The 16,150-nt window shown below is 56.8% G+C and carries 12 protein-coding genes, 1 tRNA gene and 1 pseudogene; 7 read left to right on the top strand and 7 right to left on the bottom strand.

Annotation, left to right across the window (positions count from 1 at the left end):
• The 7 genes and pseudogenes from ACP7E4_RS26330 to ACP7E4_RS26300 form a co-directional block, all read left to right on the top strand.
• Positions 1–1,258 (top strand): annotated as a pseudogene (locus tag ACP7E4_RS26330) (hypothetical protein); the annotation flags it as partial.
• Positions 1,255–2,325 carry a hypothetical protein gene (locus ACP7E4_RS26325; protein ID WP_426118625.1) on the top strand — a complete coding sequence of 357 codons (1,071 nt, stop codon included), beginning with the start codon at positions 1,255–1,257 and terminating at the stop codon, positions 2,323–2,325. The pseudogene ACP7E4_RS26330 and the gene ACP7E4_RS26325, both read left to right, overlap by 4 nt.
• A 114-nt stretch (positions 2,326–2,439) precedes the next feature.
• The gene (locus ACP7E4_RS26320) at positions 2,440–3,657 is read left to right on the top strand and encodes a class I SAM-dependent methyltransferase (protein WP_426118626.1); all 1,218 of its coding nucleotides are present in this window, start codon (positions 2,440–2,442) and stop codon (positions 3,655–3,657) included.
• Between the two features lie 185 nt (positions 3,658–3,842).
• Entirely contained in the window at positions 3,843–4,340 is a 498-nt protein-coding gene (locus ACP7E4_RS26315; protein ID WP_426118628.1) for a hypothetical protein, read from the top strand.
• A 134-nt stretch (positions 4,341–4,474) separates the two neighbouring features.
• Positions 4,475–5,623 carry an L-threonine dehydrogenase gene (gene yiaY, locus ACP7E4_RS26310; protein ID WP_426118629.1) on the top strand — a complete coding sequence of 383 codons (1,149 nt, stop codon included), beginning with the start codon at positions 4,475–4,477 and terminating at the stop codon, positions 5,621–5,623.
• A 56-nt stretch (positions 5,624–5,679) separates the two neighbouring features.
• Positions 5,680–6,003, top strand: coding sequence for a DUF2025 family protein (locus ACP7E4_RS26305; protein WP_426118630.1), 324 nt, complete (start codon positions 5,680–5,682; stop codon positions 6,001–6,003).
• A 473-nt stretch (positions 6,004–6,476) separates the two neighbouring features.
• A complete protein-coding gene (locus ACP7E4_RS26300; protein WP_426118632.1) occupies positions 6,477–6,992 on the top strand; it encodes a BRO-N domain-containing protein in 516 nt (171 codons plus the stop codon).
• Between the two features lie 110 nt (positions 6,993–7,102).
• Here the strand turns inward: ACP7E4_RS26300 and ACP7E4_RS26295 are convergent.
• The 7 genes from ACP7E4_RS26295 to atzF form a co-directional block, all read right to left on the bottom strand.
• A tRNA-Gly gene (locus ACP7E4_RS26295) sits at positions 7,103–7,176 on the bottom strand.
• A gap of 154 nt (positions 7,177–7,330) precedes the next feature.
• Positions 7,331–8,224: an alpha/beta fold hydrolase gene (locus ACP7E4_RS26290; protein ID WP_426118634.1), complete on the bottom strand. Its 894-nt coding sequence runs from the start codon at positions 8,222–8,224 to the stop codon at positions 7,331–7,333.
• A gap of 297 nt (positions 8,225–8,521) precedes the next feature.
• Positions 8,522–9,217, bottom strand: coding sequence for a pseudouridine synthase (locus ACP7E4_RS26285; protein WP_426118636.1), 696 nt, complete (start codon positions 9,215–9,217; stop codon positions 8,522–8,524).
• Between the two features lie 43 nt (positions 9,218–9,260).
• The gene (locus ACP7E4_RS26280) at positions 9,261–9,485 is read right to left on the bottom strand and encodes a cysteine-rich CWC family protein (protein WP_426118637.1); all 225 of its coding nucleotides are present in this window, start codon (positions 9,483–9,485) and stop codon (positions 9,261–9,263) included.
• Positions 9,482–10,963 (bottom strand): sensor domain-containing diguanylate cyclase, encoded by a 1,482-nt coding sequence (locus tag ACP7E4_RS26275; protein ID WP_426118639.1) that lies wholly within the window; start codon positions 10,961–10,963, stop codon positions 9,482–9,484. Before ACP7E4_RS26275 ends, ACP7E4_RS26280 begins: the two co-directional genes overlap by 4 nt.
• Positions 10,964–11,081: 118 nt before the next feature.
• Positions 11,082–14,150, bottom strand: a complete 3,069-nt coding sequence (locus ACP7E4_RS26270) for a dermonecrotic toxin domain-containing protein (RefSeq protein ID WP_426224903.1) — start codon at positions 14,148–14,150, stop codon at positions 11,082–11,084.
• A gap of 167 nt (positions 14,151–14,317) precedes the next feature.
• Entirely contained in the window at positions 14,318–16,129 is a 1,812-nt protein-coding gene (gene atzF / locus ACP7E4_RS26265; protein WP_426118642.1) for an allophanate hydrolase, read from the bottom strand.
• Positions 16,130–16,150 lie beyond the last annotated feature (21 nt).

The raw sequence follows: 16,150 nt of genomic DNA, 5'->3' as shown, positions 1-16,150 counted from the left end.
ACTGAGTGGGTTGGAGAACGCGATCAAGCTGCGGGATGCGATGCGCGATAGTACGGCTTTTCGGGCGTTGGATTCGGTGCCGGTGCCGGTGGCGGGGGCGATTGTGGGGTTGGAGATTTGGAATTTGGTGAATGAGTTGGATCTTTCATCGCAGACTAATCGGGAGAAATCAGAGAATAGGGCTGACGCAGCGTTGTATAGTGCGGGGTTGGATTTATTGATTGCGATGGAGGCGCTTACAGTCAAGCTCGCCAGCAGCAATTCGTTTTTAGCTGCTGCGCGTAAAACAATATTTACTATTCCCGAAGCTTTCGCACAGCGGCTTCTAGGCCCCTTAAGCGAGTATCTAATTAAGGAGTACAGCACCCGCTTGTTCGGCCAGATTGGAGCCGGTTTGCTCTTTTCCGGGATCAGTATTTACGACGCCTGGCACTCCTATAGGTGGGGCGATGATGCCTATGTCGGCCAGCTAATCATGGCTTCCGGCGGTTTGATGGCGGCTTTGGGTGGTGTTGTTGCTGGGGGCAGTGCCTTCCTTGGTTTGAGCCCTATGGGTTGGGCTGCGCTGTTATTGATTGCCACTGGCGCAGGACTGGCCTATTGGCTAGGCAGCAAGCCCATTGACGACTGGTTGAAAAAAGGGCCATTTGGCGACGATCAGCATAACGCCGCGCCACATCTGCAAGATCCTCAAAATGCCTTCTACTATCTGGTCAGTCTGTTCGCCGATATCCGAATCAGTATCGACCGCAACCCTGAATACGTTGCTGACGGCCTGCTGGATTTTCGCGCCACGGTACCTTTTCCAGTGCGCAGCGCCAATACGCGAATTCGTATTGAAAGTAATTTGAGCGGGTTATTGAATGGGCCGGGCGAACTGGGGACTCAGGCTTTTCTCAATCTGAAAAGCTTTGAAGTCTTTTTCGATCAATACAGCGACCGCAGCAAGACCAGCAGCTCGCAGATAACTGTCACGCCAGTTGCCTATCGTCTATTGCCGGGCGCCTTGGAGCTGTTCGTCAAAACACCTTTTTCCTATAAGGCGGAACCTGCGCAAAACTTACCGGAGGTCTATCACGTATGGCGCGTGCGCGCTCAATTGTCGCTGAATGACGGTCAGCGCACCTGGGTATTTCCTGCGCCACCGTCCAGGGATCCGACCCCCTTCGGGCCGACCTACGCGAAACCTGATTTTGACGCTACGAAACGGCTGTTCTGGGCCGATGAAACCGAGAACAGGGCGAAGACTGCGAAATGACTGCCCAGAAAACGCCTTACTATGCAGATGCCGCTTATCGTTCAGACGGCATTCCTAAACAACAAGCTTCAACGGAGCGGTCATGGCTCAAACGTTTTGGCAAAAAACGCTTGCCGTGGGGGCAGACACTGAGCCTTGCCCCTGATGCATTTATACGGCGGCGCTCGCCGAATAATTTACGATTTCGTGAAGACATGCGTAAAGAGCGCCAAGAGAAAATTGCGGCCGGTACCTACGTTCCTGCGCCTTACGAACATGTAGATTTTCATGATAGGCATGACCATGAACATTTCCGGTATTCACTTTGGTCAGCGAGATCACAATTTTGGATCTATCTAACGAGTTTTGGGAAGGGATTCTTTCTGGTCGGCATAATCCCTGCGTTGATTACATGGATTGCTAGAATCAATAGATCCGATAGGTCATGGATTTACAACACGATTGATATTTTCCAAAGTTTTTTTTCTTGGATTTTAGGAATACCTCTTATCTGTTGGGCAATAGGATCGTTAGTCATCCACAAACTCCCCAAACTCTGGGTAAAACCCTCCCGAGGCCCAATCTGGGAACTAAATCGTCGCACCGGTCTGGTAACGCTGTTCGACTACGACAACAACGGCGAATACAAGAAAAACGGCACTATCGGCGAATTAACCGCGCCGTTTTATGAGTTCGATGCTTACCTTGAATCGGGGCCGGATCGGCAGGGTTCGATGAATCATGTGTTGTGCATTGCCCATCGTTATCGGGACATCGTGATCAATTTTTCTTCGCTGGTGAACGTTGATAACCGTTGGCAAATGCCCTGTGCGTTGTGGGATTTTCTGCAGAACTATATGGACACCAGCCGCCCGCTGCCGGATTTGCCGCGCTATGAAGAGTTTCGTCACCTGGACCCGACCACCGCCGCCCACGACTCGAAGACCGGCCGCAACCCGCGCTTCTGGATCGACATGGACGACGAAACCTACAAACAACAGTTGAGCCAGTTGCTGGAAAATATCGACAACATCGACACCTTCAAACGCTCAAACTTGATGGCAAGGCATGTGCGGTATGTGGATTAGAAATGACGACTCTGAGTGATTTACACAGAATTAAATTAACCCCCACCCCACAACCCGCCTAAAATACCCGGCTTCGCTGCTTTCCAGCTTCAGCCCGCCCCGAGGCGTTTTTCGATGTCAGTTACTGCAACTCCCACCCAGTCTGCCCAGGACCATCACGCCCAGTTTCTCGGCCTGCTGGAGAACAGCCTGTCGCAGAACTCATTCATCAAGCTGGTCCTGGCCAAATATGTCGGCGACGAAGCCGAGTTGCAGCGGGTGATCGTCAAGCAGCTGACCGTCAAGGATCAGCCGTGTCTGTCGTTCGTCTATCGCTACAAGACCCGGGATATCACCAAAAATCTGCCGCTGGCCGACGCTGTTCAGTTGATCGGCGGCTTGTTGCCTGACTCATTCAAGAACGCACATTTGCTGTCGCTGACCGACGAAGTGCAGTTCGAATACGGCAAGAAAGGTAAAAGCACGCTGTTCAAGAGCAAGGCTCAGCAAGAGCGTGAAGCGCCAACGGCCGGGCATGACCGGGAGAAAAAGCGCTATCTGGAGCTGACCCGGCCATTTCTGACTGATCTGGGCGTGACCAACAAACAGCATGAACTGATCCCTTCCATGTCCCGCAAGTGGAAACAGATCAACAAGTTCATCGAGGTGTTTTCCCACGCCCTGACGTCCTCGCCGCTCAAACTCGATCAGCCGATAAAAGTCGCCGACTTCGGATCAGGCAAGGGCTATCTGACGTTCGCCATTCATGACTATCTGCGCAATACCTTGCAGGCCGATGGACAGGTGACTGGCGTCGAATTGCGCGAGGACATGGTCACGCTGTGCAACAACGCCGCTGCTCGCCTGGATCATCCGGGCCTGGTGTTCGAGTGCGGCGATGTGCGCAGCGTGGCGCCGAGCGCCCTGGACGTGATGATTGCCCTGCACGCCTGCGACATCGCCACCGATTACGCCATCCATATGGGCATTCGTTCCGGGGCGTCGATCATCATGTGTTCGCCGTGCTGCCACAAACAGATCCGCCTGCAAATCCAGAGCCCGACGCTGCTCAAACCTATGCTGCAATACGGCCTGCACATGGGCCAGCAAGCGGAAATGGTCACCGACAGCCTGCGCGCGCTGCTGCTCGAAGCCTGCGGCTACGAGACCAAAGTGTTCGAGTTCATCTCCCTGGAACACACCAACAAAAACAAAATGATCCTCGCCGTAAAGCGCCCCGAGCCGCTCAAATCCACGGACATACTGGCCAGAATCCAGGAGCTGAAAACCTTCTACGGGATTCAGGAACAGTGCCTGGAAACCTTGCTGGTGGCGGACGGTTTCATCAGCTGACTGTCAGCAAAGTATCGAGTTGCTGAAGTACGGGTCTTACCACCGCGTAGGACCAAGCTGAAAATCACGCTCCCCCGACATCTGTCGGATTCTCGCCGAGCCCGTCGGCGGGCAAAGTCCTGCGCACCGAAGCTGGCGCAGAGGATGAATATTCAAGCGCTGGCGCCCTTTGCGCAGGTTCCAGCATGTTTATTCAGATCAGAAAATTCTATCGCCCCTTGTTGCTCGCAGTGATCGCCGCGTCGTTGCCCGCTTGCGCCATCAGCACTGCCTCGCAACACGACTATTCAGGTTTGCCCGATGACGGGTTCGCGGAAGTCGTGCGGCAGGTTCGGGGCGGCAGCCGCGAGCTTTTCAACAACATCGAGCGCGGGCAGATCATCTCGCAACAATTTGTTCGTGGTAAGAACGCTGAGCAAATCCGAACCCTGTTCACCACAGCACAAGGTGTCTGCATGAAGGGGGCGGATTCCGCGCAGCTCGTTTGCGTGGTCGATCGTTGGTGGAAATACGTGATGTCTCGCTCGGCTGCCGATTCGAGGAACCGCTGCATTCCGGGCATGCAACTGAGGTACCGCTTCAGTTTCGACAAACCGAGCCAGCTGGCAGCGACCTGGGCGAGGTACGACTTCGATGTCATTCACCTGGCGCACTGCAACCGTACACGCACAATCCCCGGCTAAGCGCCGGAGAGAAACATATCGGTTCCTTGAGCTGGATCAACCTCACGCTCGTTGCCAGCGCTCATGCTGCGAGCATTCCCCCCGCCGGGTTGTTGTGCAATCGCTCGGCTGATCGTTAGCAATGAGGATCCGTCATGAGCAGCACTTTTTTCATACCCTCCGTGAACATCATGGGCCTGGGTTGCCTCGATGAGGCCATGCAAGCCATCCGCAATTACGGCTTTCTCAAGGCGTTGATCGTTACCGACGCCGGCTTGGCCAAAGCTGGACTGGCCGCGCAGATCGCCGGTTTGCTGGTGGAACAGGGCATCGATTCGGTGGTCTACGACGGCGCCAAGCCCAACCCTACCGTCAGCAATGTTGAAAATGGCCTGGCCATGCTGCGCGAACGTGAATGCGATTTCGTGATTTCCCTGGGCGGCGGCTCGCCCCATGACTGCGCCAAAGGGATCGCGTTGTGCGCCACCAATGGCGGGCATATCAGCGATTACGAAGGTGTGGACCGTTCCAGCAAGCCGCAATTGCCGCTGATCGCCATCAACACCACCGCCGGCACCGCCAGCGAAATGACCCGTTTCTGCATCATTACCGACGAAGTGCGCCACGTGAAAATGGCCATCGTCGATCGCAACGTCACTCCGCTGCTGTCGGTCAACGACCCGGCAATGATGGCCAAAATGCCGAAGTCACTGACTGCCGCTACTGGCATGGACGCTCTGACTCACGCCATCGAAGCCTATGTCTCGACTGCCGCCACGCCGATCACCGACGCCTGCGCACTCAAGGCCATGGCGCTGATCGCCGACAACCTGCACAAGGCCGTAGTGGATGGCTCGGACTTGACCGCGCGGGAAAACATGGCTTACGCACAGTTCCTCGCGGGCATGGCCTTCAACAACGCTTCCCTGGGTTTCGTGCATGCCATGGCGCACCAGTTGGGCGGCTTCTATGACTTGCCGCACGGCGTCTGCAATGCGGTTTTGCTGCCTCATGTGCAAAGCTTCAACGCCAGTGTTTGCCCGGCCCGCTTGAGCGACGTCGCCCACGCCATGGGTGCGGACACCCGCGGCCTGTCCCCTGAAGAGGGCGCGCGGGCGGCCATTGCGGCAATCCGCAGTCTGTCGAGCTCCATCGACATTCCGCCGGGCCTCACCGCGCTGGGCGTCAAGGAAGAAGACTTCCCGATTCTGGCCGCCAATGCCCTGAAGGACGCCTGCGGCCTGACCAACCCGCGACCTGCCGATCAACTGCAGATCGAAGACATCTTCCGTCGCGCACTCTGATTGCCATTGCCCGCGATTCGGCGAATCGCGGGCTCGAACTTCTCCAGAGGTCATCGATGAAAATCACCTCCAGCGCTATCTGTGAAGCAGCCGACCAACTCGCCGGGTTCGTTGGCTACCACCACAAGGCTGATCGCCATATCGTGCGCTTCAGCGAAGACTCTTTCGGCATGGACGTCGCCGACGACAGCATCACGCTAACCTGCGAATTCGTCTGGTCGCCGGCAGACAACGAACTCATGACCCTGAGCCGCGAACGCCTGCAACTGCTGCTCGACCAAAACATCGACGACCGCCTGCGCATCACCGAACCGTTGCGCGTCTACATGCGCCGACTCGACCTGCCGGAAATCGTGGTGGAGCGGCGGGTGAAGGTTTAATCCAGCCAGCAGACCTTGCCCACGCGCGTTTGGCGGTGTCTGCGAAATCGCATTTCACTGTAGGAGCGAACTTGTTCGCGAGGCGATATTCCAGATTTGAACACGACTCCGTTGGAGCGAGGCTCAGCGAATGGGTTGCCTGCTCCGCCAAACCTATAGAAAGCAGTCGGAACTCCCACACCTCGCGGCGGCGCGTCCTACATTTGTCAGCTTGTATCAGTGAGGCGAGGGATCTAACCTCGTCGGCGGCTGAAAACTCAGCACTGGATTTGGCGATCTGGCTAGCAATGATGTATAGCGTGCACCATCTGGAAACGAGCACTCTTTGCTCGTGGTCTGTTATGGCGGTTGTACGTGGGAGACCTTCGGGTCTGCCGGTTCTTTGCTCCGGTTCGCCAACCTGCGTACTACCGCCACCCTTATTCGTTTGGCGACGATAGGTTGTGTCCTGACTAGCAAAGAGAAATGGATTTATGCACGTAATTGAAACGACGCCTCACATCCCAACCCCCTTCACCCGCCACGCTATCCAACTGCACGCGCTTCTTCTCGAAAATCAGGTCTGGTTCTGCGCTCGGGATCTGGGTCATCTAATGGGCGTGTTCCTCGACGAGCGCAAGACGCGCAAGCTCGATCATGATCAACGCCGCACCTTGGTCTTGCATCGTCATGGCCTGACTCAGGATGCGCTGATGATCAGCGAGTCGGGTGTCTACGCCTTGCTGGTCTACCACCACGCCCCGCAAAACCGCGAACTGCGCGAATGGCTGACGCTGCAGGTCGTCCCGGCGCTGCGTGACGCCAATCACCTCGGCCACCCAGAACGCCCGACCATTGGCCTGCTGGACTGGGCCGGTGTTTCCTTGAACCTCCTGCATTGGCAAGACGAACCCTGGATCCGCCTGCGCGACATGCCTAACGTGCTGCTGCACGAAGTCCGCACCCAACGTCCCTGGTGTAAAAAGGCGACTCGTTTTCTGTCGATGTGAATAGCGCAGCGGTGTGGTGATGCGGGTGATTTGCGTCAGCCACAAAGGCCCGTAACTGCTGGGCTTCAGGTCACTTGAAACGATAAGGGGTGGTGCGGGGGAGAGCGATATGGAGCGGGTGAAGGGAATCGAACCCTCGTTATCAGCTTGGGAAGCTGGAGTAATGCCATTATACGACACCCGCTCTGAGCGGCTGACTTTGTACCAGAATGGGCGGCTGAATTGAAGCGCTAATTTCCTTCAGGCGGTTAAACCCGACTTATATCCACGGAGCCCATTCGCCGATTACGGCGTTGTCGCGCTGGCGAATGGTTCCCCGGCTCGGTCGAGCGTTGGGTTCAGAGGGCGAAGGCATGTTCTGTCTGGGCCTGTCTGTAGTGGAAGGTCTGACGGCTGCGTGTTGGCGTTGGCGGCGTGAGGTAGTCCAGCAACGCGAAACGCGAGTCGCGGCAGGCGGCTTTGTGTTCCATGTCCAGGAAATGCCCAGTGGCGCGTATCGTCGTGAACGTACTGTCTTTCACTACTCGTTCAAAGAGTCTGGCGTCGGCAGGGGCGGTGTATTCGTCCCATTCACCATTCATGAACAGTACCGGCACATTGATGTTCTTCGCCGCGTTCAGGTACTCGTTCTGATCCAGGTTCAGCACGTGGCTGATATGAAAGTGCATCTGGTCATATTCATGGGTTTCCAGACTGCTGACATGCCGGTAGTTGAAGCGCTTGAACAACGGCGGCAAGTGTTTGCCAATGGTGTCATTGACCAGGTTGCCCACTTCATAACGCGCATGAGCACCCAGGTGCAGCACGCCGCGCTCCAGATAATCACGCATGTGCTCGTTGACGACCGGCGAGAACGAACTGATCACGGCCTTCTCGATCCGTTGTGGACGGTGCGAGAGCGCAACCAGTGCCGCCGCGCCACCCCACGAGAAGGACATGATGTGTTCGGCGTTGAAATGGTCGATCAGTTCCAGCAGGATCTGGCCTTCCGCTTCTTTGGTCAGCGGCGTTGCGTTGACGTTGTGGGGCTTGGATTTGCCCGCGTAGGGCTGATCGTAAAGCACCACGTTGAATTGGGGATGAAGGTTACGCACGGTCTGCGCAAATGACGCAGTGGTGGCCAGTGAGCCGTTGACCAGAATGATGGTCTTCTCTGCGGCATCTGCCCGATAGAACTCCGTGTAAACCCGAAACTGTCCCTGTATATCAAGCACAGCGATTTCTGGCCTCATATCGTATGTCTCCTGGCGTAAACAGTTTTGCGCGCAATCGAAATTGCACGAGTTTCGTGACAGGTTGGCATTCGCCTTAAGGGGCCCAGGTCGATCCGAAACGATCTGTTCGACAGGTATTGTTATTGGCGGGCGATTTGTCGGGAGCCGGGGCTCTGGTCGACAAAAGGATTTCTTAGAATGCGTTCATGACTCATCAGTCACATGTGGACCGACGATTGGATTCAAGCAGGGGACAGGCAAACCCGCAAGTGCCGTTCGTACATTGAGCGGCGCGGTCTGCCAGGCGGTAGCGGGTTAGCCGATGGCCGCGATTTCTGCAGGTTGTAACGCGCGGTACTGCCCGGGCTCTAGACCGGGGTCCAGGCTCAGGCTGGCCATGCTTTCGCGGTGCAGGCGCAGCACTTTGTTGTCGAAGTGGCCAAACATGCGCTTGACCTGATGGTAGCGTCCCTCGACGATTTCCAGTCTGGCCGAACGCGGGCCGAGCAGGGTCAATCGGGCTGGCTGCGTGGTGATGTCCTCGAATGCGAAGTAAAACCCGGCGGCGAATTTTTCGACGTAGCGGTCGTCGATTAGCTGTTCGGTTTCAACATAGTAGATTTTCGGCAGCTTGGTCTGCGGCAGCGTCAACCGACGTGACCATTGCCCGTCGTTGGTGATCAGCATCAGACCGGTGGTGTTGAAATCCAGTCGACCGGCAATGTGCAAGTCGTGTTTGTCCGGTTCGTCCAGCAGGTCGATGACGGTCGGGTGCTGCGGGTCGACGGTAGCGCTGACGCAGCCTTGAGGCTTATGAAGCATGAAGTAGCGTGCCGGTTTGCCAGCTTGCAGGACTTCGCCATCAAACTCGACGCAGCTGAACTCACGCACATCGTGGTGTGCATCGCCGATCACTTGGCCATCAACCTTTACCCGTCGGCCTGCCAGGGCGAGGCGGACGTCCTTGCGATTGAAGCGCGGCAGGTTGCTGAGGAAACGATCGAGACGCATGGGTTTGGCAATATGAGTGAGGAAGGGCGACAGAATACGCGATCTAGGAAGCTGATTTGTCGGCGGCCGCGTTTTCGACGCCAGCGCAGCGGGGGCACAGGCATGCTTTGGCGCGCACCTCTGGCGGCAGTGCCTCGATGACTGCCGGATCGATCTCCACCGAAAAACACCAACAGGCCTGATCGACGGTGCGCGGGTCGGCCAGGGAGCAGCGGTTGCTGGAACCGCATGCCGGGCAGCGGTCCGTATCAACGGATGAAGTGCTCATGCGCTCGCCGTTTCCTCGGTGAATACCTGATTGCGCCCATTTTGCTTGGCGGCGTACAGCGCGCGGTCGGCCCGGGCGATCAGGGTTGGCAAGGTATCGTCGTCTTGCAGTTCGGCCAGGCCGACACTGACAGTGATCTGCAAGGGTGTGCCGGAGAAGACGTAGGTGTGTTGCTCGGCCAGTAGACGAATTTTCTCGGCAATACGTTGGGCGCCTCTGGTTTCGCTGCCCTTGAGCAGGATGATGAACTCTTCACCGCCCCAACGACAAATGATGTCCGACTGGCGCAGGCAGCTCTTAAGATCCTCGGCGAATCCGGCCAGCACCTGGTCGCCGGCCAGGTGACCATGGCTGTCGTTGAGTTGCTTGAAGTGATCCAGGTCCAGCAGCATCGCCGTGAGCGGTTTGGCCTCGCGCTGGGTGTCCTTGAGGGTTTTCGACGCCAGCAGGTCGAAACCGCGCCGATTGGGCAGGCCAGTCAGGCTGTCGAGGGTGGCCTGGGTTTCAATCTTGTATTTGAAGCGGTTGATCAGACGATGCAGCAGCAGCACGACGACCAGCGTGACAATCAGGCAGATCAACAGGTTCAGGTACAGCGATTGGCGAATATCGGTGAGCGCGGTGTCTTCGCGCTTGTCGACGAACAGGTACCAGTTCAGTTCGGGAATGAAGCGCACGTTGAGAAAGTGCTCGTGACCTTCGGACCGGTATTCATAAGTGCCACTTTTCGGCTTGGGCAGTTGTTTATGCAGTTCGCTCATGCTGGGTAACTTGTTGAGCGCCTGACCGATGGCCGCGCCATTCGGGCCGCCCTCGGCACCGGTCAGGACGATACGCCCGAAGGTGTCGACGAAGTACACGCTGCGCTGATAACGCTGTTGATAGCGGTCGATCAACTTGATGACGGCATCGACCGTCAGCCCGACGCCGGTGGCGCCGATGAAACGGTTGTCGTAGTCAAACACTTTGTAGTTGATGAAGAACGTCAGGCTGTCTTTGTTGGCCATGTCCGGATCGACATTGATCTCGTAAGGCGCGGCCATGTCCCGGACCCGGTAATACCAGACGTCCCGGGGTTCGCGAGCGTCGATTTTCTTCAGTACGCCTTTGGCCTGGTAGTACGTCAGGCTGCTGTTGGAAACAAAGAAAGAGGTGTAGGCGCCGTAATGATCCATGACCTCTTTCAGATAGCGGGTCATTTGTTCGGGATTGCGTTCGCCTTCCACGATCCAGTCGCGCATGAACGTGTCGCGGGCCATCATCGACGAGATCAACACCGGACGCACCAGGTCCTTCTGGATCTCGGAATAGACGGTGTCAGACGTCAGTGGCAGTTCGGTGTTGATAATGTTGTCGCGAATAGAGGCCCGCGACGCGTAATAACTGAGCAACGAAGTCGCGAGAAAGCCGCTCCCTAAAAGAATCACCAACGTCAGTAGCAACGACCGTTGTGAAGTAATAGCGGAGCGAAAAGGCATGGGGTGTCCGAGGAAAAATAAATGGCAGGGCCACATGCTAGCTTGCCGCCACTACTCACGCTATCGTGAATTTGTTCCGCCCGGCAGCGGTCTGGTTTTACCTGGCTGTCATCTTGGGTCATGGCACCCGGTAAACATGTGCGGTGCCAATCATTGACTCGAATGCCGAGCATCGGCAGTGCAACAGCAGGATCTTGTCGTAGTGAATACCGTGATCAAACAAACCCTTGAATAAATCTTCCAGCGTTGGATCCGCCATGCCGAAGCGCTTTCTCACAGTCAGCACATCCATTGGCGTACGCAGTAGTTGCCCGCTGAACGGCGACAGGTTGGAGTCGCGGACCACATGGCTGATGTACCGGTAGCTCTCGTTATCGGGGGACTGGAATTTGGAGAGCTTGTAATTCTTGATCTTCCCCGGCTGTGATGTGCCAGCCAGCAACTTGTCGGTGAGAGCATAAGGGAGCGGGGTGTTCGGTGCAGCGACTAGTGTGTTGGCTTGATTGTCCAGAATGCCGAAGGGTTTGACCCGTTGTTGAATCACGCGATGCAGCGAGGGGTCGATCAATGTATACCCGTGAGGTGCATAGACGCGAAGTTCGGTGCCGTTGGGGATCAGCGTGTTCTTACTCCACGGCAAATAGTAACCGTGCGTGCTGACCACCAGCGTTCGAGCCTTGCCTCGGTCTGATGTCCACAGCAGAAACTTGTGTGTCAGTTTCCATGTCTTGACCGGCACCGTTGCGAAACGGGGATGGCCGGGGATATTCCAGGTTTTAAGCAGACTATCGGTCTCGAAGAACTTTTCCAGACGGGTATGGCGAGTGTGCATCGACCGATTGAGCTGCGAGCTGAAGCCGCGGGTCTTGCCGATCGCTGTGGCTGAAGTCTTCAAGACTTTGCTGGAACTCACAAGTTTGCCCAATGAACGCAGTAGCGTCGGCGTGTAAGGTGCCAGTTGGAGAAAACCCAACGACAAGACAGCAAGCTGGGCCTGGCGTTTTTCTTCGTAGCGTGCGCCCGGCAAGTTCGCCGCTGCGATGTTCAGTGATACCACTCCGATTTCCGTCGCCAGCGCTGCGATCAATGCCGGGGTCAGCAAAAAGGACATGGGGGCCAGCAGCAACTGAAGATGATTGAGTTGGCGAGTCCAGTATTTCAGCAACACCTCATTGGGCGTCACGATAACGTCCTGCGCGTCCATCAAGCCGTTCTGTTTGAGAGTTTCAGCCATGTAGCGAAACGGCGAAACAGTCAGCTGTTGCGTGCACAGTTTATGGGCCGCAGCCATATGAGCATCAAGATTGAATACGGTGTCAGTCCAGGGGCGCAGTGTGGATGCCGGTTCCTCCGGCTCTCGCTCGCCCGACCAAATTTGCAGGATATACGTCAGCCTTCGGTGGTGACGAAGCGGAACATAGTTCAGGGCAGACTTGCGCCATTGCTGGTTTTTCACGGCGCTTCTCAAGTACCGATCGATGTCTTCCTCATTGTCGAATTCGATAAGGGCCTTGTGAACGCCCGCCTGGTAAAGAACTTTTTGAGGTCGGCCAGGCTCCGACAGGATCAGCAGACCTGGACAGTAGATTTCCTGCACGCCTTCAAATACGGAATGTTGCAGGTAAAAGCCCAGCACCGTCCGTTCGATTGCGCCGCTGCCAGGTCTGACATCAAGCTGTTCGAGGGTTTTTATAACAATGTCGAATCCGCTTTTGGACAGCAGCCGTGATTTGAGACACAGCACGGCTTGAGTCATGAAGTTTGTTTTGAAACATTCCTCGACGCTGTCCTGCTGTCGGCCCCAGAACCGCTCGACGCGGCGAGTCATGAGTGGCAGGAAGTCTATTTTCCGGATGTGGTTTTCGATGGCTTGGGGGGTGATCGCGAGTTCCTGGACATTGGCTGCGTGGCCTTTTTCGGTGGGGTCGATGTAAACAATTGTGCGTGCATCGTGATCCAGATAACCCTCGGCATGCTCGACCCGATAATTGTATATAAGTGCCTGGCTCAGGCTGATCGGCAATCCGTCGGGCACAGTGACTTGAGTAGTCGGGACACGAGCGCTGCCCAATGGTGTAAAAGATTTACCCCGGATATAACGAATAAATACATGGTCCGGGTTTATATCCAGGCCGTGTTCATCCTTCATCACTTTGCGCATGAGCCGCGCAGCGGTTTTAAGGGGCGATGGTATGCGCTGGAGGATCGTCGGACGGGTATGCCAAAGGTCGATCGCGCTGATCAATTGCAGGGCAGGCCGGATTGGCTTGAGCCAATCAATGCTGACTGAATCGCCCTGCAGATAGCCAAGGGATAACTGCTGTTGCACGCGCGTGATCGCGGTAAAAACATCGCCCTCGAGAATGCTCAAATCAACCTTCAAAGCGCTCCCGTCGTCGGCCGAGTCGGGTACATGCAGCCCCCCGCTTTCGTTCAGCGTATTGAGCAGCATATGGGTCATCCGATGCGGGTCATCGCTGATGTATTCAGTGGGCTCGGCGGTGCTTCCCGGTTGGTGGATAAAACAGTGTGAGGTGTTGTGCGACTTGAGCTGAAAGGCGCCCGCAACCCGGCGCCCGTTGAGTGACAGCATGCTGGCACTGGATCGCGTGCCGGTCGCGAGGTGTTCGAGGCATTCGCAATGCTCGGGAAATGCCTTGAGTCCCAAAATATCCAGCCCCAGGCGATAACCGTCCAGGCTGATTCTTCTGTGGGCATAGTGAGTGTGCAGGTCGTGCAGGAAAGCCAGCTTGGCCAGGGCGCAGTAGGTCTGTGCGTGCCTGACCCAGAAAGCGTTGGTCAGAGCCGCGTAGTCGGTTGCCAACGGCGCGTTAAGAATCAAGTCCATGACGCTGTTGGCGGTAAGGTCAGGCACCGATTCATCCAGAACCGTGTCGTCCTGGGTCGAATCCATCAGTGCCAGCATGGCCGGTACGTCGAACGAAATAATCGCCAGGTCCGTCAGGGAAATCTTTTTTGCATAACGTTCCCGTCCATCAGGTTCAACGGCGGGTTGGTCAGCCTGGGTGAAGCGGATAAACAGCTTGTCAGGCTCCAGTGGCTTGGCGGTACGCCGGCGCAACAGCCGGATCAACTGTTCGCGAACATACTCATCCAGCTTCGGCGGGCAATCCAAGTCCAGTTGATAAGCCTTGAGCAGCAGCGGCGAGTTGGCGATAAGTTGCATCGCAGGACTTCTTCGCAATGCCTTGAGTTTTTTCAGGTTGATTGCCGGGTTGCTGTCAGTTGCGTTCGAGGCGGGCGTTTCAGTAACTTTCATATTGGCGGGTCACGATTAATGGTCCGCCAATATGTCATTCGCAACTTGCTTGTTTCAGGTAACTATCTATTGGCTCAGGCGTCCATATGAGCGCGCCAGCCGCCCAGATGACTGATGTTGGTTGCTCCTTCAAGACCGTAGGGTTCGCAGATGAATCCGCATTCCCAGCTCCCGTCAGCCAGCTGCACTTTGCCCAGGCCCAACGGTGCTGGAATGCCGATCAGGAAAGAACCCAATTCGCGACTTGGCAGCTCCCAGACCTCCACTGCGATAGCCACGCCGTCCTGCTCGACCCGGAGCATCCCCGGCCGAAACGGCGGACCGCCGGCCAACGCGTAGAGCTGGTAATTCGATGAGCTTTGGGTCGCCTCAACCAGGCGAGCGCCCCGTTGCTTGAGCTGCCAGTTCAACGGCAATCCCTCCAGATGCGCGCCGCATACCACAAGCCTGGCCATGTCGTTGCGCGCAATACCGGCGGGTTTGGACAGCTGTCCGGCAAGCCCGCCGATCAATGGCAATTCGGTGTGGCGTTGCAGTGCGTCGGCGATGCTCAGCAAATACTGATCGGTGAACACGCGGCCGAACACTGTTACGCCCCACGGCATGCCGTTGTCCATGAACGCGCTGGGCACGGCGACGGCGGCGTAGTCCAGCAGGTTGACGAAGTTGGTGTAGTAACCCAGTTCGGAGTTGCGCAGCACGGGTTCGGCTTCCAGCTCTGCCGAGGTGACCGGGCGGCCGATGCTGGGCGTGACCACGAAATCCACACCTTCCATGACACGGTCGCAGATAGCCTTGAGTGCTTGCAGGCGGTATTGCGCCTTGAAGGTTTCTACACCAGTGACCAGCGGCGCTTTGCCCAGGACTGCGCGGATTACCGGGAGCACGGCTTCAGGATTGCTCTGCATCAGCTCGCCAGCGACGCTGTAGCGCTCGGCTACCCAAGGGCCGTCATACAACAGGCCAGCGGCTTCGAGAAAGGGTGACAGGTCGATGGTCACGGCTTCGCCACCCATGGCGGTCAGGCGGTCTATGGCGTCGCCGAACAACAGCGGCCCTTGTGGGCAACCGAAGTATTCAAGGTCCTGGGCACGCGGTACGCCGAAGCGGAACGGTCGCGGCGCACCGAAGGCCGAGGCATCGTTCCATGATGCATTCGCGCGGCTGTACGCGTCGCGCGGATCAAGCTTTGCGACCAGGCCCAGCAACTGGCTGGCTTCCCGGGCGGTGGCGGTGAACGTCGTGACGCAATCCAGCGTCCGGCAGGCCGGAACCACGCCTGCCGTGGAGATCAAACCCTTACTGGCCTTCATGCCCACCAGATTGTTCAACGCGGCGGGCACGCGTCCCGATCCCGCCGTGTCGGTGCCCAACGCAAAACTGCTGACGCCAAGGGCGACCGCCAGCGACGAGCCAGAGCTTGATCCGCCAGACGGATATTCCTTGAGTACGCTGTTGGGGCAGGCACCGAAAGGCGAGCGACTGCCATTCAAACCGGTGGCGAACTGATCCAGGTTGGTCTTGCCCAATGGAATCGCGCCCAGAGCAATCAGTTGCGCAACGACGGTCGCCGAGCGCTCTGGCTTATAGGTGTAAGCAACGCAGGCCGCAGTGGTCGGGATGCCGGCCAGGTCGATGTTGTCTTTGATCGAAAACGGCACGCCATACAGCGGCAGATCGTTGATGTCCCGGCCTTCCAGCGCGGCGAAGTAAGGCTCCAGCTCAGTCGGATCAAGCAGGTAAATGAACAAGTGATATTCAGGGTTCAGCGCAGCGGCTTTTTCCCGCAGCGCAAGAATCAGTTCGCGCGGCGTGAGGTTGCCGGACTGGTAGGCCGCGCGGACCGACTCCAGGCGCAGGTCGCTCAAGGGGACTTCAAGGCTCATGGCGAAATTCCATAAAATTGA

The organism is Pseudomonas sp. DSP3-2-3 (assembly GCF_049898225.1).
Taxonomy (GTDB): domain Bacteria; phylum Pseudomonadota; class Gammaproteobacteria; order Pseudomonadales; family Pseudomonadaceae; genus Aquipseudomonas.
This window is presented reverse-complemented; position numbering and strand designations above follow the sequence as displayed.

Coding starts and splice junctions, on each gene's coding strand:
- ACP7E4_RS26280 (WP_426118637.1), bottom strand. CDS start 9,485: ATGAGCACTTCATCCGTTGATACGGACCGCTGCCCGGCATGCGGTTCC.
- ACP7E4_RS26275 (WP_426118639.1), bottom strand. CDS start 10,963: ATGCCTTTTCGCTCCGCTATTACTTCACAACGGTCGTTGCTACTGACG.
- ACP7E4_RS26325 (WP_426118625.1), top strand. CDS start 1,255: ATGACTGCCCAGAAAACGCCTTACTATGCAGATGCCGCTTATCGTTCA.
- ACP7E4_RS26305 (WP_426118630.1), top strand. CDS start 5,680: ATGAAAATCACCTCCAGCGCTATCTGTGAAGCAGCCGACCAACTCGCC.
- ACP7E4_RS26290 (WP_426118634.1), bottom strand. CDS start 8,224: ATGAGGCCAGAAATCGCTGTGCTTGATATACAGGGACAGTTTCGGGTT.
- ACP7E4_RS26315 (WP_426118628.1), top strand. CDS start 3,843: ATGTTTATTCAGATCAGAAAATTCTATCGCCCCTTGTTGCTCGCAGTG.
- ACP7E4_RS26320 (WP_426118626.1), top strand. CDS start 2,440: ATGTCAGTTACTGCAACTCCCACCCAGTCTGCCCAGGACCATCACGCC.
- atzF (WP_426118642.1), bottom strand. CDS start 16,129: ATGAGCCTTGAAGTCCCCTTGAGCGACCTGCGCCTGGAGTCGGTCCGC.
- ACP7E4_RS26300 (WP_426118632.1), top strand. CDS start 6,477: ATGCACGTAATTGAAACGACGCCTCACATCCCAACCCCCTTCACCCGC.
- ACP7E4_RS26270 (WP_426224903.1), bottom strand. CDS start 14,150: ATGCAACTTATCGCCAACTCGCCGCTGCTGCTCAAGGCTTATCAACTG.
- ACP7E4_RS26285 (WP_426118636.1), bottom strand. CDS start 9,217: ATGCGTCTCGATCGTTTCCTCAGCAACCTGCCGCGCTTCAATCGCAAG.
- yiaY (WP_426118629.1), top strand. CDS start 4,475: ATGAGCAGCACTTTTTTCATACCCTCCGTGAACATCATGGGCCTGGGT.